Raw genomic sequence first — 23099 nt, 5'->3', positions numbered from 1 at the left:
GGGGTAATACCATGAGCATCAGCAAGTTTAACGTGGAAGGATATTATGACCCCACAGCCTATGAAGCACTGCTCCGGATTGAACGGGAAGCCAGGAAAGCGCCTTACAGACCGATGGTATTTATCTGCAGCCCATATACTGGTGATATAGAACGTAATATCCGTAAGGCTCAGGGGTACTGCCGCTTTGCAGTGAGCAGGAATTGCATACCTATTGCTCCGCACCTCTTGTTTCCGCAGTTTATGGACGACGATGATGAACAAATGCGAAATCTGGGCTTGTACTTTGGCATGGTATTGATGTCAAAGTGCTCAGAAGTGTGGGTATTTGGCAGAAAAATTACTAAAGGGATGTCCATTGAGATTGAAAAGGCAAAGCAGCGCAGCATTCCGATCCGGTATTTTAATGAACGATGCGAGGAGGTGCAGTGTAAATGAGCATCTCATTCCCTAAAGAATTGGCAAACCGGAAGCAATGGATCTGCTGGCGTCTGGAACCAAACACAAAGGACGGAAGAGACAGTAAAATCCCTTATAATCCCTTAACTGGTAGAAAAGCCTCAAGCACTAACCCAAACGACTGGTCGACGCTTGACGATGCGATTGCGGCAAAAGAACAATACCTCTATACCGGATTAGGTTTTGTATTCGCAAAAAGCGGAGGTTTAGTGGGGATAGACATAGATCACTGCCGCGACAAAAACACTGGGGAATTAAGCGATACCGCCAAGGATATCCTTGAGCGGTTTCCGTCCTATACGGAAATCAGCCCTTCAGGAACTGGGCTTCATATTTTCTATAAAGGGGAGATGCCTGCTAAGGGCAATAAAAACACTAAAACCGGCGTTGAAATGTATGCCCACAGCAGATACTTCACAATGACTGGCGAGCGACTGCCAGGGACTCCTGATTACATTGCTGAAGATAATGGAGCTCTAGCCTGGATACATGAGAATTATATCAAAAGTAAAAAGCGGAGAGGAAAAAGCAAGAAAGACAGTAAGGTGGTTAAGCTAGAGCCGCTTACAGATGAAGAAATTCTGGAGAAAGCCCGGACAGCCGAAAACCATAAGGAATTTAATCTGCTATGGGAAGGAAAATGGCAGGAAGCAGGGTATCCGAGCCATTCCGAAGCCGACCTTGCCCTTTGCTGTATGCTAGCTTTCTGGTCAGGCAAAAACAAAGAGCAGATGGACAGGCTGTTTAGAAATTCCGGGTTATTCCGGGAAAAGTGGGATACGGTACATCATGCAAGTGGAGCAACATATGGGCAGGAGACACTGGATAAGGCCATTGAAGTCACAGAGAACGTATACAGCCGCGAAAGCGAGTCAGTTATCTTTGAACATGAGGGCAGGTATTACCGCACCAGAGGCGAAAGTGTGTATCCTATAACAAACTTTATCATTCAACCGGTGGAGATGATTGTATCAGAAGATGAAACGCAGATGACTGCTGATCTTATTACAATTCGTGATGAAATATACCGCCAGACATTTATGACTACCGACTTCAATAACATCCAAAAATTTAAAAATATCTTGAACCGCCGGACAATATCCTTAGGCTATTTTGGCTCAGAAGGAGATTTGGAACTGCTGAAAGGTTATATATCTGAAATGGAGTGGGTACAAAAAACTGGGGTCAAGGCTCTTGGGATTTATGAGCATGGCGGGCGGATGGTATATGTTTCAACGGATGGTGCCATTGAAGCAGGAGGCAACATTGTTGAAGATATCGTACAGCTTGATAAGTATAAAAGCATAACAACCGATATCCTAACCTATGAACCATTGACAAAGGAACAGCTTATTATGCTTGGTGAATGGCTTCTCAGCTATAACGAACCCATAAAAACGGTATCAGTAATGGCCTGGGTGGCCGGGTGCTTTATCAAACCGCATCTAAAAAAATCAGGTATCAAGTTTCCTCATTTATTGCTTGTCGGAGAACAAGGCAGCGGAAAAAGTAATACATTGGAGCGGGTTATTCTGCCGGTATTTTCATGCAGTAAAATCCGCGCGGCTACACAGGTTACTGCATTTACGCTGATGAAGGAATCTGCATCATCGAATCTGATACCGCAGTTGATGGATGAGTTCAAGCCTTCAAAGATAGATAAGTTAAGGCTAAATGCCTTATACAACCATCTTCGAGATGCATATGACGGCCATGAAGGTGTCCGCGGTAGGGCGGATCAAAGTGCTGTTACTTATGAACTGTTGGCGCCTATTATTGTAGCTGGTGAGGAATCGCCGGATGAAGCGGCCATCAGAGAACGGAGCATAGAATTGCTATTCAGCAAGAAGGACTTAAAACCAGCCAGCCATAGACAAGCATTTTATAAGCTGTGTGCAAAAGCGGATCTGCTTGGCAGCTTCGGTCGGAGCCTGCTGGATATAGCACTCAGAGTATCGGTTGCTGAGGCAGAGAAGTGGTATGAGGAAGCAAAGTCAGAGATATCTGATGAGTTTCCATCTCGTATCGTCAATAATCTCGCCTGTTGCTATGCCGGATTGAGCCTAGTAAACAAACTGTGTGAATTCCTTAATGTAACGTGGGCTGAAGTATTTCCCATTAACAAAGGGGCATGTATTCGATATCTTCAAAACGGTGTGCAGGAGTACTTGCTGGATGGCGGCAGCAATAACAAGACCATTGTAGAACAGACCCTGGAAATCATGGCCCGGATGAAACTGGCTCCAAATCAGGATTACACTTTTGATAAAGGCGGCAAGGTTATCGGGATTCGTTTCTGCGATGTATATGACCGCTATACCAAGTATAGGCGCGATTATGCAGTCACAGGGGAATGCCTTCCATATAACCAGTTTCTGAAGCAATTGAGGCAAAGTGACTTTTTTCTGGAGAGCAATAAAACGATGCGTTTCGGGAACGAAACTAAGAAAGCGTGGGCTCTTGATTTTTCGATATTGAAAGAGCGATGCGATGTGAGCGGCTTTGAGATCACAGATATTGAACCTCTTTAACCTCGAAAAAGGTAACAAGGTAACAAAAAGGTAACACCCGAAACGCTGATGAATAGCCACTTGTTACCTATGTTACCTTTGTTACCTCAACTTTATATATACGCGCGAAAGTACCATTGCTTTTTAAGAATAAAAAATATATAAAAATAAAAATATTTGTGTATACACCTACCCCAAAAAGAGGTAACAAGGTAACAAAATCCTGAAAAGCGCTTGGAAAGCGGATTTATGAAATGACCTTTTTGGATATTACGAGGTTACAAGAGGAAAAAAGGTAACATTTTTGGAGGATAAGAGGTTATGTCCGAAAAAAGTATTGTGACTAAAATCCTCCGGTACTTAAAGACTATACCGGGGTGTTTCTGTTGGAAAGAACATGGCGGTATGTACGGCACAGCCGGGATACCGGACATTATTGCCTGTGTAAATGGGCGGTTTATAGCTTTTGAAGTAAAAACCCCATCGGGAAAGGCAACAAAACTGCAGGGAGCCACTATTAGCAAAATCCTCAATGCCGGAGGCGTGGTAGCGATTGTCCATTCGGTAGATGAGGTGAAGGTTATTCTGGAAAAGCATGACCTTCTGCAAGGAACGAAGCAATAACGGACAAGGAAATAAGTGCTGCAAAGCAATGCAAAAAAGCACACTGCTTCAAAGATCAAGGTTTTTTATCTTGATTTTTTGGAGGTGCGATATGCTGATTGCATGGCAGTATTTAGATAAAAAAGCGGCTGCTGTTGAAGCATTGAAAGATTACAGCAGCATGCAGTACATTATCGATCACAGTGATGAGGATATATATGAAGTTGAAACCCGTATGACAAGCCCACATAGTGCAAAGATTACCGGAGTTCCGGTCAAACATAATCCCAAAAGCGGCGAAGAACGCCTTGCTGCTTGCCTTGACGAAATTGATGTATTGAAAGAACGTTACAGGCGGGCATTGGAATATATGGAGTGGTTCAAGCCTGCATGGGAAGCCTTGTCGGAGGAAGAACAGTTTATACTGACAGAATTTTTCGTCAATGATGTGAGCAAGACAGAAGCCGTAGCAAACATCGGAGAGAAACTGTTTCTTGAAAGAGCACAGGTGTACCGCAGGAAGGACAAGGCACTTAATCATCTGGCACTGCTTTTATATGGGAAGTAGTTTAAGATAACATCATTTTGCATATAAATAGGAAACCCACTTAGATAGAGCAATCTACCTAAGTGGGTATTTTTTATGGCCTACTGTATTGCGCTTAATATAAGCTCGTAGGATCTGTTATTTATTAATATGCATAATTAGTATGAATTTATTACAGTATTTCTTGCCAATTTTCAGGAAATCCATAATGCCTAAAGTCAACCAAAGGATATTGTTCTTGTATCTGAGTTATGTGTTCAACAACCAGCTTAAAGTCTTGAGGAAGAGTGATTGATTTAAGTACTAATATGTATGAAAACAACTTATCGTAAATTATATTGCCATTTTCGACTCGGAGAAGACTTTTTTCCTTTTTTGAAAGCCAAGGCTTTCTAGTAAATAGACGGTTATATAAACGTCCACCATGAGCACAAATATTCCTGAGAATGGTAATACAATGCAATAAATTTTCAACAATCTTATGTCTATTATTCGATTTAAAGCCCAAATGGAGGGCTATAGTTTTTCGTAATTCTTCGTCTAAAATCGTATATAGTTTTGAGGCATCTGATATGGTGAGAACTTCGACATAAACCCAAAATGGTAGAATATCATTTTTGTGTTCTTTATGATGTTTTAGAAACAATTCTGATTCTGTCATTGCATTTTTTTGAGAATCTGCTTTTCTAGTTATGTAAAGGTAATTCTCTATTATTGGTAGATCAATTTTACCATTATTAGTACAGCAGAAATTATTTATATCGAGATAACCTAAAGGGCCATATTTTTCGCTATGGAAGTAAGCAATCATTGATTTTATTCGAACTTCAACTGCTTCAATAACCGATAACATTATATGTCGCATACGACGATCGGCTTCATATATTTGCATCAATGTTTCTAATGAAGCACTATCAAAAAAAGTATCGTTTTTACGTAGCGTTAAAGAGTACCCGCTTACTCGATAATAGTTGTTATTCAAAAGAAACTCTTTCGCCTTTTCGTATTGATCATCGTTAATGATCAATTTCCTCTTTTTCAATAACTTTATCTGATCGTCAATTGATAAGAACGGTTTTACTGTATCCATATTTTTCTCCTTAAATGCAAAAAGCCCACTAAGTGTGCATGTCAACGACAGAGGCCTGTGGGATTTGTTAATATTATATTACACCATGGCACATGATTTGTCAATACTTTGCGAAATGCTTTCAAAGAATTTGATTATATAAATATTTTATAGTCTGCATAGAATAAAGTCAATTATGCATGAGATTTTTATGAGATGTAAAATACAGATATCCAAAATATAATGATATCGTGGAAAAATGACATAAAAATGCATAAGCCCTTCGGGGCTATTTCTTATGCCATAAAACGGGAGGGAGGAAAGATGGTCGATAAATGTTTTGGCAGTAACGGAAAGAATAGCTGCAATATACTGACTGTACGCAAGTGTCAACAAGAGAAATGTTCATTCTATAAAAGCGCCCAAGATTTAGAGGAAGACAGGAAAAAGGTTTACCGTTTGCTGGCGGCTTTACCATCCGATATGCAGCGGTATATTTCGGATAAGTATTATAACGGCAGAATGCCATGGGCGAAAAGTAAATGTGCTGTTTAGTATTCTATATGAGATTTTTATGAGATGAAATTCAATAAAAATCCGAATATAATGGTATTGTGAAAAGTTATGGATAAGCCTTCATGGGATGAAGCCGTGAGGGCTTTTTTTATACCCGTAAAGGAGGTGGCCAAGATGCCAAGAAAGCCAAAAAGGCCTTGCTCCTTTCCCGGCTGTCCTGAGCTGACGGACGGAAGGTACTGCGATAAGCATCAAAAGCAAGTTGATGCTTATTACAACAAATATGAACGAGATCCCCAAACAAGAAAACGCTATGACCGGAGATGGAGACGCATCAGAGACAGATATATCTCAGAGCATCCGCTTTGTGAGGAGTGTCAAAAGTACGGAAGTCTCACTCCGGCCGAAGAGGTGCACCATATCATCCCTTTGTCTAAAGGCGGAACCAATGCAGACAGCAACCTTATGAGCCTGTGTAAAAGATGTCACTCTTCGATCACTGCCCGCGAAGGAGAGCGGTGGGCAAGACGGTAGGGGGGTCAAAATCTCTAGTGGATATGTTTCGTGCAACGGGCGGGGGGTCACGCGCGAAAAATCGCAGTTTCAAACGGGGTATATCCCCTGTTTATTTTTACATGAATCGAGGTGATGTGTATGGCAAAGGACGGTACCAACCGCGGCGGGGCACGTATTGGTGCAGGACAGAAGAAAAAGCCTCTGGCGGATAAGATTTTGGAAGGAAACCCCGGCAGACGAAAGCTCATGGTAATGGAGTTTACGGATGCTGCGGAACTGGAAGGAGAGAGCATGCCGCCACCGAGGGATTATCTTGCTGCAAAGCAGAAGAACGGAAAAACAACACTGGCGGTGGAAATATACGAAAAAACATGGCAGTGGCTTAAGGAACGTAGGTGTGTTCACCTTATCCCTGCGCAGCTTATAGAGCAATATGCCCAGAGTGTAGCGCGGTGGATCCAGTGCGAGGAATGTATCACTGAATTTGGCTTTCTTGCCAAGCATCCGACGACTGGCAATGCCATCCCGTCACCTTATGTGGCCATGAGCCAAAGTTTCATGAAACAGGCCAATAACCTGTGGTATCAGATTTATCAAGTTGTGCGGGAAAACTGTGCTACCGAATACAAAGGGGCTACTCCTCACGATGATGTGATGGAAAAACTCCTGACAGCCAGGAGGGGTGGCTGATGAATAAAACAAAGTCATGCTTTCTTAGAGAAGTTAGAAAATATAAAGACCATTTAACGAGGCAGCAGTTTAAGACCCTGCGGGGACAAGTAATAAACGGAGAGTGTGAGGGTGCTAAAAAGGGTCTTGAGAAAATATTGAACAGGAGAATGCAACATGAACATACAAAAAATATCTGTTGACAAACTTAATCCAGCAGTATACAACCCGCGCAAGGATTTAAAACCCGGCGATAAGGAATATGAAAAGCTAAAACGGTCAATAGAGGAATTTGGCTATGTGGAGCCTGTTATCTGGAACCAAAAAACAGGAAATGTGGTAGGCGGGCATCAACGCTTAAAGGTTTTGCTGGACTTGGGACAGACAGAGATAGATTGCGTCGTTGTAGATCTTGACCTGCAGAGAGAAAAAGCGCTTAATCTTGCTCTTAATAAGATTCAGGGAGAGTGGGACGAGAATAAACTGGCTGAACTGATGGCTGAGTTGGACGCAGGTGCCTTTGATGTTTCGCTTACAGGGTTTGACGCTTCTGAAATAGACGAACTGCTTAACCGATGGTACTCCAAAGAGGCGATACAAGACAGCTTTGACATAGATAAAGCGCATGAGGAAATTGTGCAGCGCGAGCCTGTAACGAAGCGGGGCGACATCTGGATTCTCGGAAATCATCGCTTGATGTGCGGCGACTCTACTAAGGATGAGGATTTTGAGAAGTTGATGGAAGGGTGTCACGCACAGATGGCAGTGACTTCCCCTCCATATGGGGTAGGCAAAGAATATGAAAAAGCCGGGATTGAGCCATGGTTCGAGACAGTACGCCCAGTGATTAGAAACCTGTGCAGGTATGCAGATATTGTCTGCTGGAACTTAGGTGATCTCTATGCCACCGGCTCTCAGTTTATTGAACCCACCAGTGTTTACAGCGTGAATATGTTCTTGGACAACGGTTACCGCCCTATCTGGATCCGCATTTGGAAGAAACAAGGGCAAAATTTCGGCGTAGGACCTTATCATCTTGTTTCAAACAAGCCGGTTCAGCAGTATGAGTATATTTCAGCCTTCAGCAATAAAGGAGAAGTTGAGGAATATAACGATCAGGAATATGTATGGCTTTCAGCCTTTGCGGGACACAGTTATAAATTTGTGAAACGGCTTACAAAGGAAGAACGCAAGAAATGGGGTTATGCTGGGATATGGGAGATGACCACTGTACGGGCAAACAAGGAGCATCCTGCAATGTTCCCTGTGGAGCTTCCATGGCGGTGCATCAAAATGCACAGCGACAATGGCGGTATTGTGCTTGAGCCGTTCTCTGGTAGCGGAACTACTATAATTGCGGCTGAACAGACCGAGCGTAAATGCTACGCAATGGAGTTATCCCCTGTTTACTGTGATTTAGCTGTTAAGCGCTGGGAGGAATTCACCGGTGAAAAAGCCATCAAACTGGAGGGTTAAGATTTATGGATATACTGAAAATACCAACAGAAAAACTAAAACCATCTAAATATAATCCGCGGAAAGATTTAAAGCCTGGTGACCCTGAATATGAAAAATTACGTCGGTCTATTGAAGAGTTTGGATATGTAGAGCCGGTCATATGGAATAAACGCACCGGGAATATTGTCGGTGGTCATCAGCGATATAAGGTATTGACAGCTTTGGGGTATAAGGAGATCGACTGTGTTGTAGTTGATTTGGATGAACAGCGGGAAAAGGCGCTCAATGTCGCGCTGAATAAAATCAGTGGTGAGTTTGATATTCCGCTTTTGACCGATCTGCTTATGGATTTAAATGAAGATGGTTTTGACGTTTCTCTTACCGGGTTTGATGCTGCGGAAATTGATGAGTTGTTCCGTGATAAATCAACCGCTAATGTCAAAGAGGATAATTTCGATACAGAAAAGGCAATTGCAGAGATTAAAATTCCGGTTACCCAAAAGGGCGACATATGGGTACTTGGCAGCCACCGTCTGATGTGCGGTGATAGCACCATGCTTTCAGATGTGCAAAAGCTGATGAACGGACAAAAGGCGAGATTTGTTTTCACCGACCCACCATGGAATGTTGATTACGGTTCAGATACCAGGCATCCAAGCTGGAAGCCAAGACAAATTCTAAATGACAATATGAGCACCGAAGAATTCGGCGCTTTTTTATTGCGCGCTTTTAAATGCATGAAAGAGGTTTCTGAAGCCGGATGCATGACCTATATAGTAATGAGTGCTCAGGAATGGGGCAGTTTGATGAACGTCATGCGGGAGGTAGGGTATCACTGGTCGAGCACAATTATATGGAAAAAAGACAGCTTGGTACTGTCAAGAAAGGACTATCATACCCAGTACGAGCCGATCTGGTACGGTTGGCTTGAAGGAACACGCCTTTGCCCGCTTAAAGACCGTAAACAGTCAGATGTTTGGGAGATACCCCGTCCTAAAGTATCGGAGGAGCACCCTACCATGAAGCCGGTATCACTTGTAGCAAAGGCAATGCTCAATAGTTCCCATATTGGAGATTTAACTCTTGACCTGTTCGGTGGTTCTGGTACGACAATGATTGCGGCACAGCAGACCGGGCGGGTTTGTTTTATGATGGAGCTTGACTCGAAATACTGCGATGTGATTGTAAAGCGCTATGTTTCACAATTTGGCGCAGATTCAGTATTCTTGGTAACAGGTAGTGAAAAAATACCTTACGCGGAAACACAGATTGATTAAAAATGTCCTTGCTTTCCCCTCAAAACAGAGCGTTAATGTACCCCACCAAAAAGGAAAGGTGGGATTTTTTATGGGAATCAAAAATGTTTTAGCTTATTTGAGGGGAGGTGTATGGCATGAGCAATAACAGCATTCGCTTTTCACAGAAGATTGTCGGTCAGGAGAGAAAAGCCATTGCCTCGGTCATAGCTGAAGCCCTTGAAGGCCAGGTGCGCTATGCCGGAGCACCGGAGTTTTTGTATGAGATTAAAGACGAAAAATCTGCTGGCAGTTGGACGATTGACAGGGACAGTGTGGTTCACTCACCGAAAATCAGTCTCAATGAAATAAAAACCATCCGTTCAGTTATTGACACGTTGAATGTGGAGGGCTTTTCAGCAGAGGGGACCATGACAATTACTCTTTCGTTGGAGGGCTTTAGCGCGATTAGCCTTGAAAACCTAAATAATATGCTGGCCAGCAAAGAGACATTGATAAAGAAGGCAATGTTGATTGAGGGGGAACTTGTAGTCTTAGCTGAAAATGATGAGATTTCCTTCCCTTTCTGGAACGCGACTTTAAATGCTGATGAAGTGCAGACCTATATAACGCTGGCAAAGCAGATGGCAGAACAGGCAAAATTACAGAAGCGAGTACTACGAAAAGAAAAACCAACAGATAATGAAAAATATGCTTTTCGCTGTTTCCTGCTTAGGTTGGGGTTTATAGGTGATAACTTCAAAACTGAACGCAAGGTGTTACTTTCAAGGCTGTCCGGTAACGGGGCGTATCGGAAAGGCAGAGCAAAGGCGGTGGACGAAAATGAATGATTTTCATAGCACCGCCTTCTTTGTCAAGCATCCGTTTAGAATAGAGGATTTAAAAGTGCCGCATCGGTATGAGACGAGAAAACGATTTGTAGTTGTAAAAACTATCGAGCTATCAAAGATTGATTATGATAACTTCGTTGCCGACCTATGTGTTGATCGCATTTTCATTGAGGAAAATAAAGGGCTTTGTCACGTTAATGAGGATGGAGTGTGGCGTTGCCTGCTGGTTAAGCAGCGGGGACGGTCTGATGGAGTGTTGGTAATGCCGGATGGTAGAGATTACCCAAAGTATGCCGCATATTATCCTGGAGAGGAGGACGAACTATGAGTGCAAGAGGCTTCCCTTCAAAAGAAACAGTCCTTCGCATTAAAGAGCAGTATCCGCCGGGAACACGTGTTGAGCTTATCTGCATGGATGATCCGTATTCTAAGCTGAAACCGGGAGACCAAGGAACAGTATCTTTCGTGGATGATATCGGAACTGTTCATATCAACTGGGACTGCGGTTCTTCTTTGGGTGTAGCCTATGGTATAGATGTGATCAGAAAGCTGTAAATGTACACAACTCAAGATGTGTAAAATTGTTCAAAATCCAGTGGAAACTCACGCAGAATTGCCTTGCTATCCTGTGTTTTCAATGGCCTAATGTACACTGCCAAAGGGCAAAAAACACAGAGAAAGCGAGGAGAAAGCGCAATGCTTACAACGAGATTTGGAATCGAGGTAGAATTGACGGGGATGACAAGAAAACAAGCGGCAAAAACTGCAGCAGCTTTTCTTGGAGGGAGGGTTGAATCCAGCGGAGATTATTACGATACCCAAAAGGTTATTGCACCGGATGGACGGATATGGAAATTCATGAGCGACGGGAGCATCCGGACTCAGAAAAAGGAAAACGGCAGGATTGTGGCGACTGGCCGGGAATATAGCGTCGAGTTGGTAAGCCCGATACTGACATACCGCGAAGACATTGAAACCCTGCAGGAATTGATAAGGAGGCTTCGCAAGGCTGGAGGTTTTGCAAACACAAGCTGTGGAATTCATATCCATATAGACGGTGCAGACCACACACCGCGAAGCATCCGTAATTTTATCAACATTATCGCCAGCAAGAATGACCTTTTCTATAAAGCATTGCAGATTGAGCCGGACAGGATGCGGTTTTGTAAAAAGATGGATGCGGCACTGGTTGAGAAGATGAATCGGCGTAAGCCCAAAACCATGGCGGCGATTGAGAGCATCTGGTACGAAGGTTACAGCGAAAGCCGAAGCACCCATTACCATAATAGCAGATACCACTTTTTGAACCTGCACAGCTTTTTTAATGGCAATGGGACAATTGAGCTTCGAGGCTTTAACAGCGAACTTCATGCGGGAAAAATTAGAAGCTACATAGTGCTTGCCCTTGCGTTAAACCATCAGGCGTTAACGCAAAAATGCGCTTCCAGCAAGAAACCACAGGTTGAAAATGAGAAGTTTGCCATGCGGACATATCTCAACCGCATAGGACTTATTGGTGATGAGTTCAAAAACTGCCGGGAGCATCTTTGCAAACACCTTGATGGTAACGCAGCATGGCGGTTTCGGGCAGCATAGATAGACAAGCGCAGGGGTGGATCTCCGCCTCTGCCTTGGTAAATACAAGGAGGATGATACGATGAGCAAAGAAAAAGGAACCATATATTTAGCATACGGAAGCAATCTGAACTTAAGGCAGATGGCATACCGCTGCCCAACGGCAAAAGTGCTGGGGAGTGCAAAACTCACAGGATACCGGCTGTTATTCAGAGGAGGGAATGGCGGCGCAGTAGCGACAATAGAAAAACAAAAAGGTGAAAGTGTACCGGTAATGCTTTGGAGAATCATGCCTAATGATGAGAAGGCGCTGGACAGATATGAAGGTTATCCGCATCTATACCGGAAAGAAACGGTTAAGGTACGTTTCAAAGGGCAGTGGGTACCCGCAATGGTGTATATCATGAATGAAGGTAGACCTTTGGGAGCACCGGGTCGTTACTATTACGAGGTGATTCGGCAGGGCTATATAGATGCGGGTTTTGATATTTCGTTTCTCAATAAAGCGGTAAGAGATTCAATTTCAGCGGCAGAGAAGTCAGAGGTGTAGGACATGGGTAACGAGAATCTGATAACTGATAAGATTTATCGGCAGATTATAGCCATACGGGACAGCGGTGCCTGTAATATGTTTGACTTGCCAAGAGTACAGGAAGAGGCATATAAAATGGGGTTTTATGAATTAGTAGTATTTCTTAATGAACACAAGAAAGAATATGCCGAGTTTATCCTGACAGGCAAACGATAACGTTTATAACGTAACAAGTTTCATAGAAATCCACTAAGGAGAGGAACTTCATCCATGAGGTTCCTTTTTTCTTGCTCAATTTTAGGAAAGGAGGCGGCAAAGCTGCGGAAGTTAAAACGGTATAAACCAACCAAGTTTATGGCGGAAGGTTCTCGATATGACAAGGAAGCGGCTGATGCCGCTGTTACTTTTATAAACTGCCTGAAGCATACCAAGGGTGAATGGTATGGAATGCCTTTTGAATTAATTGACTGGCAGGAACAGATTGTCCGGGATATATTCGGAATCTTGAAACCTAACGGATACAGGCAGTTTAACACTGCCTATATAGAAATTCCAAAAAAGCAGGGTAAGAGCGAACTTGCAGCGGCAATTGCTTTATATCTTACCTGTGGTGATTTCGAGCATGGTGGCGAGGTTTATGGATGTGCGTCTGATCGTCAGCAGGCATCCATTGTTTTCGATGTTGCAGTAGATATGGTGGAACAGTGTCCGGCATTAAAATCTCGAATTAAACCAATGCTGTCACAGAAGCGGCTGGTTTATAAACCGTTAGGCAGTTTTTATCAGGTGCTTTCAGCGGAGGCATATACAAAACATGGCCTAAACGTCCATGGTGTGGTATTTGACGAACTTCATGCTCAGCCAAACAGGGATCTTTATGATGTAATGCTTCACGGATCTGGCGATGCAAGAAAACAACCGCTGTTTTTCCTGATCACAACTGCTGGCACAGACCGCAATTCCATCTGCTGGGAAGTACATCAAAAGGCTGAGGATATTCTTCAAGGGCGTAAGATAGATCCGACTTTCTACCCTGTTATCTACAGCGCAGCCGATACCGATGACTGGACAAGTGAAAAGGTATGGAGAAAGGTTAACCCGTCACTGGGCATTACAGTCGACATCGAAAAATTGAGGGTGGCTTGTGAAAATGCCAAGCAAAATCCTGCAGAGGAAAATTTATTCCGTCAGCTCCGCTTAAATCAGTGGGTGAAACAATCGGTGCGCTGGATGCCAATGGATAAATGGGATAAGTGTGCGTTTCCTGTTGATGCAGAAAAATTGCGCGGCAGAACCTGTTACGGAGGACTTGACCTGTCATCTACTACCGATATTACCGCCTTTGTGCTGGTGTTTCCACCGCTTGATGAATCTGATAAATATCAGATTCTACCTTTTTTCTGGATACCGGAGGAGAATATTGATCAGCGTGTGCGGAGAGATCATGTGCCTTATGATGTCTGGGAGAGGCAAGGCTTTTTATATACCACTGAGGGTAACGTCGTGCATTATGGCTTTATCGAAACCTTTATTGAGGAACTCGGAATGAAATATAACATTAAGGAAATAGCCTTTGACCGCTGGGGCGCAATTCAGATGACGCAAAACCTCGAGGCTTTGGGGTTTACGGTTGTTCCATTCGGTCAGGGTTTCAAGGATATGTCGCCGCCTACAAAAGAGTTGATGAAGCTGACATTGGAAGAACGCATCGCCCATGGTGGTAATCCAGTACTGCGGTGGATGATGGACAATATCTATGTCAAAACCGATCCCGCCGGAAACATTAAGCCGGATAAAGAAAAATCCACCGAGAGAATAGATGGTGCGGTAGCGTTAATTATGGCGCTTGACCGCGCGTTAAGGCATGGAGGAGAAAATATCGGTTCAGTCTATGATGAGCGTGGGCTTTTAATACTCTAAATTTCTTCTATAGTTCGAACAATCCGCATTGAAGCCGTACCGGTTTTTTCATAACAGGATGCTGAAGTAAAGTATTTAGCGGGTGTAGCCTTAGGTAAGTCTTTTTGAACGCTAGGTTCATAACCAAATGGTGCAAGAATCGACTTTACCATACGACCGATGACAGTTCTTGTGAAACCGTCCCTTAAGTCTATGGTGGGGTTATTGCTATTATCAAAAAAGCTCTCGACTTCGCTGACACAAGCTGATAATGCTGGCTTGCCTGCATTTGAAGCATCTATCATAGCAATTATGTTTTCTTCTTTCGAGAGAATGTTGAAAATAGCAATTGCATCAGGATTATTGGCAAATTTTGAGCAATTAGGATTTTCCTTGAGAAAATCATTAAAAGTAGCTTTCATTATACAAATCCCCTTTCAGGTAGTTAATTTTACATATGTAATATAACATATGTAAAATTAGATGTCAATGAGTTATTTATAAAAAGTATTATCGGAGAGTGATGCCTATGAAAATCTTTTCCCGTTTGTTCAAAGCAAGGGATAAGCCGAAAAACAGTCTGTTCGGTAATGCATATAGCTTTTTCTTCGGCGGCACATCCAGCGGAAAGACTGTCAATGAGCGGACTGCAATGCAGACAACGGCAGTGTATGCCTGTGTAAGGATACTTGCAGAAGCCATCGCCGGGCTTCCGCTTCATGTGTACCGCTATAAAGAAGACGGTGGCAAAGAAAAAGCGTTGACCCACCCGCTCTATTATTTGCTCCATGACGAACCAAATCCTGAGATGACTTCATTCGTGTTCCGAGAAACACTGATGAGTCATCTTCTTTTATGGGGAAATGCTTACGCTCAAATTATTAGGGACGGTTCAGGACGAGTGCTGGCGCTTTATCCCCTTTTGCCAAACAAAATGACGGTAGACAGGGCTCCAAACGGAGAACTGTTTTACACTTATCGGCGCGACAGCGATGAGAGCAGGGTTAATCCAAAAGCAGGCCTTATATACCTACGAAGTGATGAGGTTCTTCACATCCCGGGACTCGGTTTTGACGGACTGATCGGATACTCCCCTATTGCTATGGCCAAGAACGCCATAGGCATGGCTATTGCCTGTGAGGAGTATGGTGCATCCTTTTTTGCCAACGGAGCAAATCCGGGTGGCGTTCTGGAACATCCCGGCGTATTAAAGGATCCGGCAAAGGTGCGAGAAAGCTGGAATGCTGTTTATCAAGGAAGTGCCAATGCTCATCGCATTGCAGTTCTGGAAGAGGGAATGAAGTTTCAACCAATCGGCATTCCACCCGAACAGGCACAGTTTTTAGAGACAAGAAAGTTTCAGATAAATGAAATTGCTCGGATATTCCGAGTACCTCCCCATATGGTTGGAGATCTTGAAAAGTCAAGCTTTTCAAACATCGAACAGCAATCTCTGGAATTTGTTAAATACACGCTTGACCCGTGGGTGGTGCGTTGGGAACAGGCTCTCCAAAAAGCGCTGCTTTTACCATCAGAGAAGCGGGCATACTTTGTCAAATTCAATGTAGATGGCCTTCTGCGCGGTGATTATGCAAGCCGCATGAATGGTTATGCTGTAGCTCGACAGAACGGCTGGATGTCTGCTAACGATATCCGCGAGCTTGAGGACATGAACCGGATTCCGGCGGAGTTGGGCGGAGATCTGTATCTTGTTAACGGTAACATGACCAGGCTTGCCGATGCAGGTGCCTTTGCAGGCAAAAACAATGCTAAAACGGAGGGATCAAAAGTTGAACAAATCACAAAAACCAAAACCGGTTCGCCGCTTCTGGAACTGGATACAAAACGATGATGGCAGCCGGACATTATATATTGACGGCCCAATAGCTGAAGAAAGCTGGCTGGGAGACGAAGTAACTCCCAAACAGTTCAAATCAGAGCTGTTGTCCGGAGAGGGTGATATAACGATCTGGATCAACAGCCCTGGCGGAGATATATTTGCAGCTAATCAAATTTACAACATGCTTATGGATTACAAAGGCAAAGTGACGGTAAAGATTGACGGTATTGCAGCCAGCGCCGCTTCGGTCATAGCTATGGCCGGAGGTGACGTCTTTATGTCACCAGTCAGCATGATGATGATTCACAACCCTATGACAATAGCCATCGGTGATACGGAAGAAATGGAGAAAGCTATCGCAATGCTGGAAGAAATAAAGGAATCCATCATCAACGCTTATGAGCTGAAAACCGGACTTTCCAGGGCAAAAATATCGCACTTAATGGATGCAGAAAGCTGGTTTAACGCAAGAAAAGCGGTGGAACTTGGCTTTGCCGATGGAATCTTGTTTATGGAGGATGAATCATTCCCATCCGAATTTGAAGTATCAGGAGGAATGATCTTCAGCAGGCAGGCAGTAACAAATTCCATCCTGCAAAAGCTTAAACCAAAAGAAAAACCAAAAGGAACACCAATTGAGTCGCTTGAAAAGCGGCTTTTTTTATTAAAACCTTAAGGAGGATTTGATTATGAGCAAAATACTGGAACTGCGTGAAAAACGCGCTAAAGTATGGGAAGCTGCTAAAGCTTTCCTCGACAGCAAACGCGGGAACGACGGACTGCTTTCACCGGAGGATACCGCGACTTATGAAAAAATGGAAGCCGACGTAGTTGCGCTCGGGAAAGAAATAGAGCGTCTCGAACGTCAGGCCGCCATTGATCTGGAACTGTCAAAGCCGGTCAGCAATCCCATCACCAACAAACCCGCTCCTCAAGGCGAAACCAAAACCGGCAGGGCAACTGACGAGTATAGGAACGCGTTTTGGAAGGCCATGCGCAGCAAGCTCAGTTTTGACGTACAGAACGCTTTGCAGATAGGAACCGAAAGCGAAGGCGGGTATCTTGTCCCCGACGAATTTGAGCGTACTCTTGTGGAAGCGCTGGAAGAGGAGAATATCTTCAGGCAGATCGCCAATGTCATTACAACGTCCAGCGGAGACAGAAAAATCCCGGTGGTGGCAAGCAAGGGCACAGCATCCTGGGTGGACGAGGAAGGCCAGATTCCGGAAAGCGACGACTCCTTTGCGCAGGTATCCATCGGGGCTTACAAACTGGCGACTATGATCAAGGTGTCCGAGGAGCTCTTAAACGACAGCGTATTCAACTTGGAGCAGTATATCGCCAAAGAGTTTGCCCGCCGCATCGGGGCCAAAGAGGAGGAAGCTTTCTTTGTCGGGGATGGTTCCGGCAAACCTACGGGAATTTTGGCCAATAACGGAGGCGGCGAGGTGGGAGTGACCGCGGCAAGCGCGGCAGCCATTACCCTTGACGAGATCATGGACTTGTTCTACAGCCTTAAGTCTCCCTACCGCAGAAACGCGGTGTTTATAATGAACGATTCAACCGTCAAGGCCATCAGGAAGCTTAAAGACAACAACGGCCAATACCTCTGGCAGCCTTCCGTTACCGCCGGAACGCCTGACACCATCCTCAACCGCCCGGTCAGGACGTCGGCCTATATGCCTGCCATTGCCGCGGGAGCAAAAACGATTGTATTCGGCGATTTTTCTTATTACTGGGTGGCAGACCGTCAAGGCAGGGTTTTTAAGCGGCTTAATGAGTTGTATGCTGCGACCGGACAAGTTGGATTCATGGCAACACAACGTGTAGATGGCAAACTGGTACTGTCTGAAGCAGTCAAGATACTGCAGCAGAAATCAGCTTAATGAAAACGGAGGGCTGCGGCATGGAACTTATAGAGAAGGTTAAAGCCAACCTCATACTGCAGCACAGCCAAGATGACGCGCTTTTGCAGGAATACATCAAAGCTGCGGTAGCCTACGCGGAAAGCTACCAGAAAAAGCCGGAGGGGTATTATGCCGAAAACCCCATGCCGCCTACCACCGAACAGGCTGTCATCATGCTGTCGTCCCACTTTTATGAAAGCCGGGACGGCAGCACAGGCGGCTTTTTTGCTGACAACGTGCAGGCCGGGCAGCAGGTGTGGAATACGGTGAATATGCTGCTGCGGCTGGACAAGGACTGGAGGGTTTGAGGGATGAGCTTCGGGAAAATGAACACATTTGTTGACATCATCTCCCCCAAGCCGGTTAAGGACAGCGAGGGTTTTGCGGAAAAAGGAGATATTATTCTTGCTTCGGTAAGGGCGTACAAGGAAGACAGGCATGGCAGCGAAATATGGGCAAACAGGGCAGCGTTTTCACAGGCGTCTGCCCTGTTTCGTTTTCGCAAGATCCCGAACCTTGAAATCACCACAGATCTTGTGCTTGTCTGTAACGATGGCAGATATAACATCATCAGCGCAGAGGACGTAAAGGGGCGCGGGATGTACATTGAGGTGCTTGCGGAGAAGGAGGCGAAGGCCAGTGGCAAAAGTTGACGTTAAGATGCCGGAGGAGTTTTTGCTCCGGCTTTCCAAGCTTGGCGAAAGGACAGATGAAATCATACCGAGGGTGCTTGAGGCAGGCGGTGAAGTAGTGCTTTCCAAAGTGAAGTCCAACCTGCAGTCGGTTATCGGAAGCGGCACTAAATACCCGTCTAGAACAACCGGAGAGCTGGTAAACGCATTGGGCCTCTCCCCTGCCAAGCAGGACAGGGATGGAAACCATAACATTAAGGTCGGCTTTACGGAGCCGAGAAAAGACGGGGAAAGCAACGCCAAGATTGCCAACATCATCGAGTACGGTAAATCGGGACAGCCCGCAAAGCCGTTTTTAAAACCAGCGAAATCGGCTTCGAGGAAGTCCTGCATCGAAGCAATGAAAACAAGACTTGAACAGGAGCTGGGGCGGATATGAGCATATTGTCAGAGTTAAATTCGTTATTGGATGTTTTGGGCATCCCCATTGAAACTGGCGTATTCAGCGGTGTACCGCCGGATGAGTACCTTGTCATAACCCCGATGACAGATACATTTGAGGTTTTTGCAGACAACCGGCCTCAGGCTGAAACGCAGGAAGTTCGGCTGTCTTTGTTTGTTAAGGGCAGCTACACCGCCCGCAAAAATGAGATAGTGAACGCACTGCTCCAGGCGGGCTTTACCATTACCGACCGGAGGTATATAGGACATGAGGACGATACCGGCTATCATCACTATGCCATTGATGTGGCAAGAGAATACGAAGTAAAGGAGGAATGAGAGACATGGCGACAATCGGACTGGACAGGTTGTATTATGCAAAAATAACCGAGAATGAAAACGGAGAAGAGACCTATGACACGCCTGTTCCGCTGGCTAAGGCGATTACGGCGGAACTTTCGGTAGAGCTGGCCGAGGCGACGCTTTATGCCGATGACGGAGCGGCAGAAGTGGTCAAGGAATTTCAAAGCGGTACCTTATCTCTTGGAGTTGCAGACATCGGTGTTGCTGCTGCAGAGGTTTTGACGGGAGCTACCCTTGACGACAACAAGGTGCTTATTTCCGCAAGCGAGGACGGAGGCGCTCCGGTGGCAATCGGCTTCAGAGCCAAGAAAGCCAATGGCAAGTACAGGTACTTCTGGCTGTACCGCGTAAAATTCGGCATCCCGGCGACAAATCTGCAAACAAAAGGCGACAGCATCACATTTTCCACGCCAACTATCGAGGGGACGGTTATGCGGCGAAACAAGCTGGACGGTCAGGGCAGGCATCCGTGGAAGGCGGAGGTCAGCGAGGACGATCCCGGTGTATTGCCTGACACAATTACCGGCTGGTATACGGAAGTTTATGAACCTGTCTTTGCTGTGGGAGGAGGCGGTGAATGATGCAGGGTACGGACAGAAGCGCAAGCATCAGCATCGGAGGCGAGAAATATCAGCTTATTCTAACCACCAGAGCGACAAAGGAAATTGCTAAAAGGTATGGCGGACTTGAAAATCTCGGCACCAAGCTGATGAAAACGGAGAACTTTGAAATGGCGCTGGACGAAGTGGTATGGCTGATTACACTGCTGGCCAACCAGAGTATTCTTATACACAATCTGAAAAATCAGGATAAGCGGGAACTTCTGACCGAAGAGACAGTTGAACTTCTTACATCCCCGCTGGAGCTGGCGGCATATAAAGACGCTATTATGGAAGCGATGTTCAAAGGCACGAAAAGAAACGTTCAAAGTGAGGATGACTTAAAAAACACACCGGCCGGGTGAGCGATGAGGAATTGTTCACTCGGCTTTTGTATTACGGCACTGTCCAGCTAAACCGTACAGAGGAGGAAGTATGGCTCATGCCTATTGGGTACCTGCTGGACTTGTGGGAGTGCCACAAGCAGTTCTTAGGTATTTCCAAACCAAAGCGGGTGCTGACCATTGATGATGTGATACCCTATGGAATTTAAAGATTTTACAGGAAAGGAGGCGGTTTTATGGCAGACGATTTTGGCCTGAGGATCGGCATTGAAGGCGAGAAAGAATTTAAAAATGCCATTCGGGAAATCAACCAGAGCTTCAAGGTGCTGGGCAGTGAAATGAACCTTGTCGCATCCCAGTTCGACAAGCAGGATAAATCAATTGAAGCTGTTACAGCGCGAAACAGGGTGCTAAGCAAAGAGATCGACGCGCAGAAAGAAAAAATTGCCACCTTGGAGAAAGCGCTTGTCAATGCCGCCTCCTCTTTCGGGGAAACCGACAAGCGGACGCAAAGCTGGCAGATACAGCTTAACAACGCCAAAGCCGAGCTGAACAAAATGGAGCGCGAGCTGGAGGCAAACAACAAAGCGCTGGATACTGCGGAAAAAGAGTTTAACGAAGCGGAAAAACAGGCGGATGAATTTGGCAGTGAGATCAAAAAGGCCGCGGATCAGGCGGACGATGCAGGCGGGCGCTTCGAAAAACTGGGCGGCGTTTTGAAAGGGATCGGGGTGGCCATGGGAGCGGCCCTGGCCGCCATTGGTACGGTGGCGGTCGGCGCGGGAAAGGCTCTTGTGGATATGTCGGTAAATTCGGCGGCTTATGCCGACGAGATCCTTACCGCCTCGACCGTAACCGGCATGTCCACCGACAGCCTGCAGGCGTATAAATACGCCGCGGAGCTTGTGGATGTCTCATTGGAAACGCTGACGGGCAGCATGGCAAGGAACGTCAGATCCATGTCTTCAGCACGGAAAGGCACCGGTGAGATCGCGGACGCTTACCGGCAGCTCGGCGTTTCGGTCACAGACGCCAACGGCAATCTGCGCGACAGTGAAACCGTATACTGGGAAACCATAGACGCTCTCGGCAAGGTATCAAACGAAACCGAGCGTGACGCGCTGGCTATGCAGATTTTCGGCAAGTCGGCTCAGGAACTCAATCCCCTGATTGCGCAGGGTTCGGCAGGCATAGCTGAACTTACCGAAGAAGCCAGGCGCATGGGCGCGGTTATGAGCGAGGATTCGCTGAACGCCCTCGGCAAATTCGACGACAGCATCCAACGGCTCAAGGCGGGCGGCGAGGCGGCAAAAAATATGCTGGGCACCGTGCTGCTTCCCCAGCTTCAGGTACTGGCCGACGATGGAGTTGCGCTTCTTGGGGAATTTACTCGTGGATTATCTGAAGCCAACGGCGACTGGACGAAGATAAGCGAGGTTATCGGCAATACGGTGGGAAGCCTTGTAAATATGCTGATGGAAAACCTGCCGAAGCTCATTCAGGTAGGATTGGATATCGTCACCTCCATCGGCGGGGCTATTGTGGACAATCTGCCGGTTATTATCGATGCGGCGGTGCAGATTGTCATAACGCTGCTGCAGGCTTTAATCGACGCCCTGCCGCAGATAACCGACGGCGCTTTGCAGCTTGTCATGGCGCTGGTGCAGGGCATAATCGATAATCTTCCCGCTTTGGTGGAAGCCGCGGTGCAAATGATTGCGACGCTGGCATCCGGCATCGGGGAGGCGCTTCCGGAGCTGATTCCGGCTGTTGTCGAAGCCATTCTCCTCATTGTCGAGGTGCTTCTCAATAATATGGATAAAATCCTTGACGCGGCATTTCAGATCATACAGGGATTAGCGCAGGGCCTTTTGAATGCCTTGCCAAAACTTATCGAGGCGCTGCCGGAGATAATTGCATCCATCATCAACTATATTACCAACAACCTGCCGAAAATCATCGAGATGGGCATAACGCTCATCGTCCAGTTAGCGGTTGGACTGATCAAAGCCATCCCTGAGCTGGTCAAGGCGCTTCCGCAGATTGTTGCGGCCATTCTTGAAGGCTTGGGCAAAGCGGCCGTTTCGGTGGTCGAGATCGGCAGAAACATTGTCAGGGGCATCTGGGAAGGCATCAAAAGCCTCGGAAGCTGGCTGTGGGACAAGGTCAGCAGTTTCTTCTCCGGAATTGTGGACGGCGTGAAAAATTTCCTTGGCATCCGCTCACCGTCCACCGTTTTTGAAGGCATCGGCGGCAATATGGCGCTGGGCCTCGGCGAGGGCTTTAACAAGGCCATGGCAAGAGTGGCGGACGATATGCAAAATATGGTGCCGACGGACTTTAATATATCGCCTGACATTAGCGTAAGCGGACGCGGCGGATCCGCCGCTTCAGCTTCCGGCCCGCTGATCGTGGTGCAGCAGATGATTGTAAGGAGCGAAGACGACATCCGCAGGATCTCGCAGGAGCTGTACAACCTGATGCAGACCGGATCAAGGGCGCAGGGCCGCTTCAGCACAGCGTAGAGGAGGGGGC

At 46.0% G+C, this 23099-nt stretch carries 30 protein-coding genes; 28 read left to right on the top strand and 2 right to left on the bottom strand.

Annotation, left to right across the window (positions count from 1 at the left end; genetic code table 11):
- The first annotated feature begins 11 nt into the window (after positions 1-11).
- The 4 genes from Q2T46_RS04190 to Q2T46_RS04175 all read left to right on the top strand — a co-directional run bounded on the left by Q2T46_RS04190 (position 12) and on the right by Q2T46_RS04175 (position 4139).
- Positions 12-437: a DUF4406 domain-containing protein gene (locus Q2T46_RS04190; RefSeq protein ID WP_303264144.1), complete on the top strand. Its 426-nt coding sequence runs from the start codon at positions 12-14 to the stop codon at positions 435-437.
- A complete protein-coding gene (locus Q2T46_RS04185; RefSeq protein WP_303264145.1) occupies positions 434-2989 on the top strand; it encodes a DNA primase in 2556 nt (851 codons plus the stop codon). The genes Q2T46_RS04190 and Q2T46_RS04185 overlap by 4 nt, the downstream gene beginning before the upstream one ends.
- 300 nt (positions 2990-3289) lie before the next feature.
- Positions 3290-3592, top strand: a complete 303-nt coding sequence (locus Q2T46_RS04180) for a VRR-NUC domain-containing protein (RefSeq protein ID WP_303264146.1) — start codon at positions 3290-3292, stop codon at positions 3590-3592.
- Positions 3593-3683: 91 nt separating this feature from the next.
- Positions 3684-4139, top strand: coding sequence for a hypothetical protein (locus Q2T46_RS04175; protein WP_311062406.1), 456 nt, complete (start codon positions 3684-3686; stop codon positions 4137-4139).
- A 151-nt stretch (positions 4140-4290) separates the two neighbouring features.
- Here Q2T46_RS04175 and Q2T46_RS04170 read toward each other — a convergent pair whose 3' ends face one another.
- Positions 4291-5208 (bottom strand): Abi family protein, encoded by a 918-nt coding sequence (locus Q2T46_RS04170; protein WP_004464047.1) that lies wholly within the window; start codon positions 5206-5208, stop codon positions 4291-4293.
- A 303-nt stretch (positions 5209-5511) separates the two neighbouring features.
- Between Q2T46_RS04170 and Q2T46_RS04165 the strand changes: the two genes are divergently transcribed.
- From Q2T46_RS04165 to Q2T46_RS04105, 13 genes are all read left to right on the top strand, one after another.
- A complete protein-coding gene (locus Q2T46_RS04165; RefSeq protein ID WP_303264148.1) occupies positions 5512-5742 on the top strand; it encodes a hypothetical protein in 231 nt (76 codons plus the stop codon).
- 135 nt (positions 5743-5877) lie between these two features.
- A complete protein-coding gene (locus Q2T46_RS04160; protein WP_303264149.1) occupies positions 5878-6237 on the top strand; it encodes an HNH endonuclease in 360 nt (119 codons plus the stop codon).
- A gap of 120 nt (positions 6238-6357) precedes the next feature.
- Positions 6358-6909 (top strand): P27 family phage terminase small subunit, encoded by a 552-nt coding sequence (locus tag Q2T46_RS04155; RefSeq protein ID WP_003515999.1) that lies wholly within the window; start codon positions 6358-6360, stop codon positions 6907-6909.
- Complete coding sequence (locus tag Q2T46_RS04150) at positions 6909-7091, top strand: hypothetical protein (protein WP_303264150.1); 183 nt, start codon at positions 6909-6911, stop codon at positions 7089-7091. The genes Q2T46_RS04155 and Q2T46_RS04150 overlap by 1 nt, the downstream gene beginning before the upstream one ends.
- A complete protein-coding gene (locus tag Q2T46_RS04145) occupies positions 7066-8364 on the top strand; it encodes a site-specific DNA-methyltransferase (protein ID WP_303264151.1) in 1299 nt (432 codons plus the stop codon). The genes Q2T46_RS04150 and Q2T46_RS04145 overlap by 26 nt, the downstream gene beginning before the upstream one ends.
- Positions 8365-8369: 5 nt before the next feature.
- Positions 8370-9623 (top strand): site-specific DNA-methyltransferase, encoded by a 1254-nt coding sequence (locus Q2T46_RS04140; protein WP_303264152.1) that lies wholly within the window; start codon positions 8370-8372, stop codon positions 9621-9623.
- A 116-nt stretch (positions 9624-9739) separates the two neighbouring features.
- Entirely contained in the window at positions 9740-10432 is a 693-nt protein-coding gene (locus tag Q2T46_RS04135; protein ID WP_303264153.1) for a virulence factor, read from the top strand.
- Positions 10425-10760: a DUF6329 domain-containing protein gene (locus tag Q2T46_RS04130; protein WP_023062550.1), complete on the top strand. Its 336-nt coding sequence runs from the start codon at positions 10425-10427 to the stop codon at positions 10758-10760. Before Q2T46_RS04135 ends, Q2T46_RS04130 begins: the two co-directional genes overlap by 8 nt.
- Positions 10757-10987, top strand: a complete 231-nt coding sequence (locus Q2T46_RS04125) for a DUF4314 domain-containing protein (protein ID WP_013782362.1) — start codon at positions 10757-10759, stop codon at positions 10985-10987. The genes Q2T46_RS04130 and Q2T46_RS04125 overlap by 4 nt, the downstream gene beginning before the upstream one ends.
- 141 nt (positions 10988-11128) lie before the next feature.
- Entirely contained in the window at positions 11129-12028 is a 900-nt protein-coding gene (locus tag Q2T46_RS04120) for an amidoligase family protein (RefSeq protein WP_046499168.1), read from the top strand.
- Positions 12029-12089: 61 nt separating this feature from the next.
- Positions 12090-12557, top strand: coding sequence for a gamma-glutamylcyclotransferase family protein (locus Q2T46_RS04115; protein WP_094397705.1), 468 nt, complete (start codon positions 12090-12092; stop codon positions 12555-12557).
- Positions 12558-12560: 3 nt separating this feature from the next.
- Positions 12561-12755 carry a DUF5049 domain-containing protein gene (locus Q2T46_RS04110; RefSeq protein ID WP_014256686.1) on the top strand — a complete coding sequence of 65 codons (195 nt, stop codon included), beginning with the start codon at positions 12561-12563 and terminating at the stop codon, positions 12753-12755.
- A gap of 54 nt (positions 12756-12809) precedes the next feature.
- Positions 12810-14459, top strand: coding sequence for a terminase large subunit (locus Q2T46_RS04105; RefSeq protein ID WP_303264154.1), 1650 nt, complete (start codon positions 12810-12812; stop codon positions 14457-14459).
- Here the strand turns inward: Q2T46_RS04105 and Q2T46_RS04100 are convergent.
- Positions 14456-14860, bottom strand: coding sequence for a hypothetical protein (locus Q2T46_RS04100; protein ID WP_008409535.1), 405 nt, complete (start codon positions 14858-14860; stop codon positions 14456-14458). The two genes, Q2T46_RS04105 and Q2T46_RS04100, sit on opposite strands and share 4 nt — an antisense overlap.
- A 107-nt stretch (positions 14861-14967) precedes the next feature.
- On the opposite strand from Q2T46_RS04100, the gene Q2T46_RS04095 reads away from it, so the two are divergent.
- Genes Q2T46_RS04095 through Q2T46_RS04050 form a run of 11 tightly spaced genes read left to right on the top strand, consistent with a single transcriptional unit; the run spans position 14968 to position 23089 of the window.
- Positions 14968-16290, top strand: a complete 1323-nt coding sequence (locus Q2T46_RS04095; RefSeq protein WP_303264155.1) for a phage portal protein — start codon at positions 14968-14970, stop codon at positions 16288-16290.
- Complete coding sequence (locus Q2T46_RS04090; RefSeq protein WP_003516023.1) at positions 16229-16954, top strand: head maturation protease, ClpP-related; 726 nt, start codon at positions 16229-16231, stop codon at positions 16952-16954. The genes Q2T46_RS04095 and Q2T46_RS04090 overlap by 62 nt, the downstream gene beginning before the upstream one ends.
- 13 nt (positions 16955-16967) lie before the next feature.
- On the top strand, positions 16968-18164 hold the full coding sequence (locus Q2T46_RS04085; RefSeq protein ID WP_303264156.1) for a phage major capsid protein: 1197 nt from the start codon (positions 16968-16970) through the stop codon (positions 18162-18164).
- Positions 18165-18184: 20 nt separating this feature from the next.
- The gene (locus Q2T46_RS04080; protein WP_027622121.1) at positions 18185-18493 is read left to right on the top strand and encodes a head-tail connector protein; all 309 of its coding nucleotides are present in this window, start codon (positions 18185-18187) and stop codon (positions 18491-18493) included.
- Between the two features lie 3 nt (positions 18494-18496).
- The gene (locus Q2T46_RS04075; protein WP_027622120.1) at positions 18497-18838 is read left to right on the top strand and encodes a head-tail adaptor protein; all 342 of its coding nucleotides are present in this window, start codon (positions 18497-18499) and stop codon (positions 18836-18838) included.
- Positions 18825-19256, top strand: coding sequence for an HK97 gp10 family phage protein (locus Q2T46_RS04070; RefSeq protein ID WP_303264157.1), 432 nt, complete (start codon positions 18825-18827; stop codon positions 19254-19256). The genes Q2T46_RS04075 and Q2T46_RS04070 overlap by 14 nt, the downstream gene beginning before the upstream one ends.
- Entirely contained in the window at positions 19253-19597 is a 345-nt protein-coding gene (locus Q2T46_RS04065) for a hypothetical protein (RefSeq protein ID WP_303264158.1), read from the top strand. The genes Q2T46_RS04070 and Q2T46_RS04065 overlap by 4 nt, the downstream gene beginning before the upstream one ends.
- A 5-nt stretch (positions 19598-19602) precedes the next feature.
- A complete protein-coding gene (locus Q2T46_RS04060) occupies positions 19603-20202 on the top strand; it encodes a major tail protein (RefSeq protein ID WP_303264159.1) in 600 nt (199 codons plus the stop codon).
- Positions 20202-20585 (top strand): hypothetical protein, encoded by a 384-nt coding sequence (locus Q2T46_RS04055; protein WP_303265812.1) that lies wholly within the window; start codon positions 20202-20204, stop codon positions 20583-20585. Before Q2T46_RS04060 ends, Q2T46_RS04055 begins: the two co-directional genes overlap by 1 nt.
- Entirely contained in the window at positions 20582-20773 is a 192-nt protein-coding gene (locus Q2T46_RS15520; protein WP_399388097.1) for a hypothetical protein, read from the top strand. The genes Q2T46_RS04055 and Q2T46_RS15520 overlap by 4 nt, the downstream gene beginning before the upstream one ends.
- Positions 20774-20800: 27 nt before the next feature.
- Positions 20801-23089: a phage tail protein gene (locus tag Q2T46_RS04050; protein WP_303264160.1), complete on the top strand. Its 2289-nt coding sequence runs from the start codon at positions 20801-20803 to the stop codon at positions 23087-23089.
- Positions 23090-23099: the final 10 nt, after the last annotated feature.

Source organism: Thermoanaerobacterium sp. CMT5567-10 (assembly GCF_030534315.2).
In the GTDB taxonomy this organism is placed as follows: domain Bacteria; phylum Bacillota; class Thermoanaerobacteria; order Thermoanaerobacterales; family Thermoanaerobacteraceae; genus Thermoanaerobacterium.
Note: the sequence above shows the minus strand (reverse complement) of the source record. Positions and strands in the feature narration are given on the sequence as shown.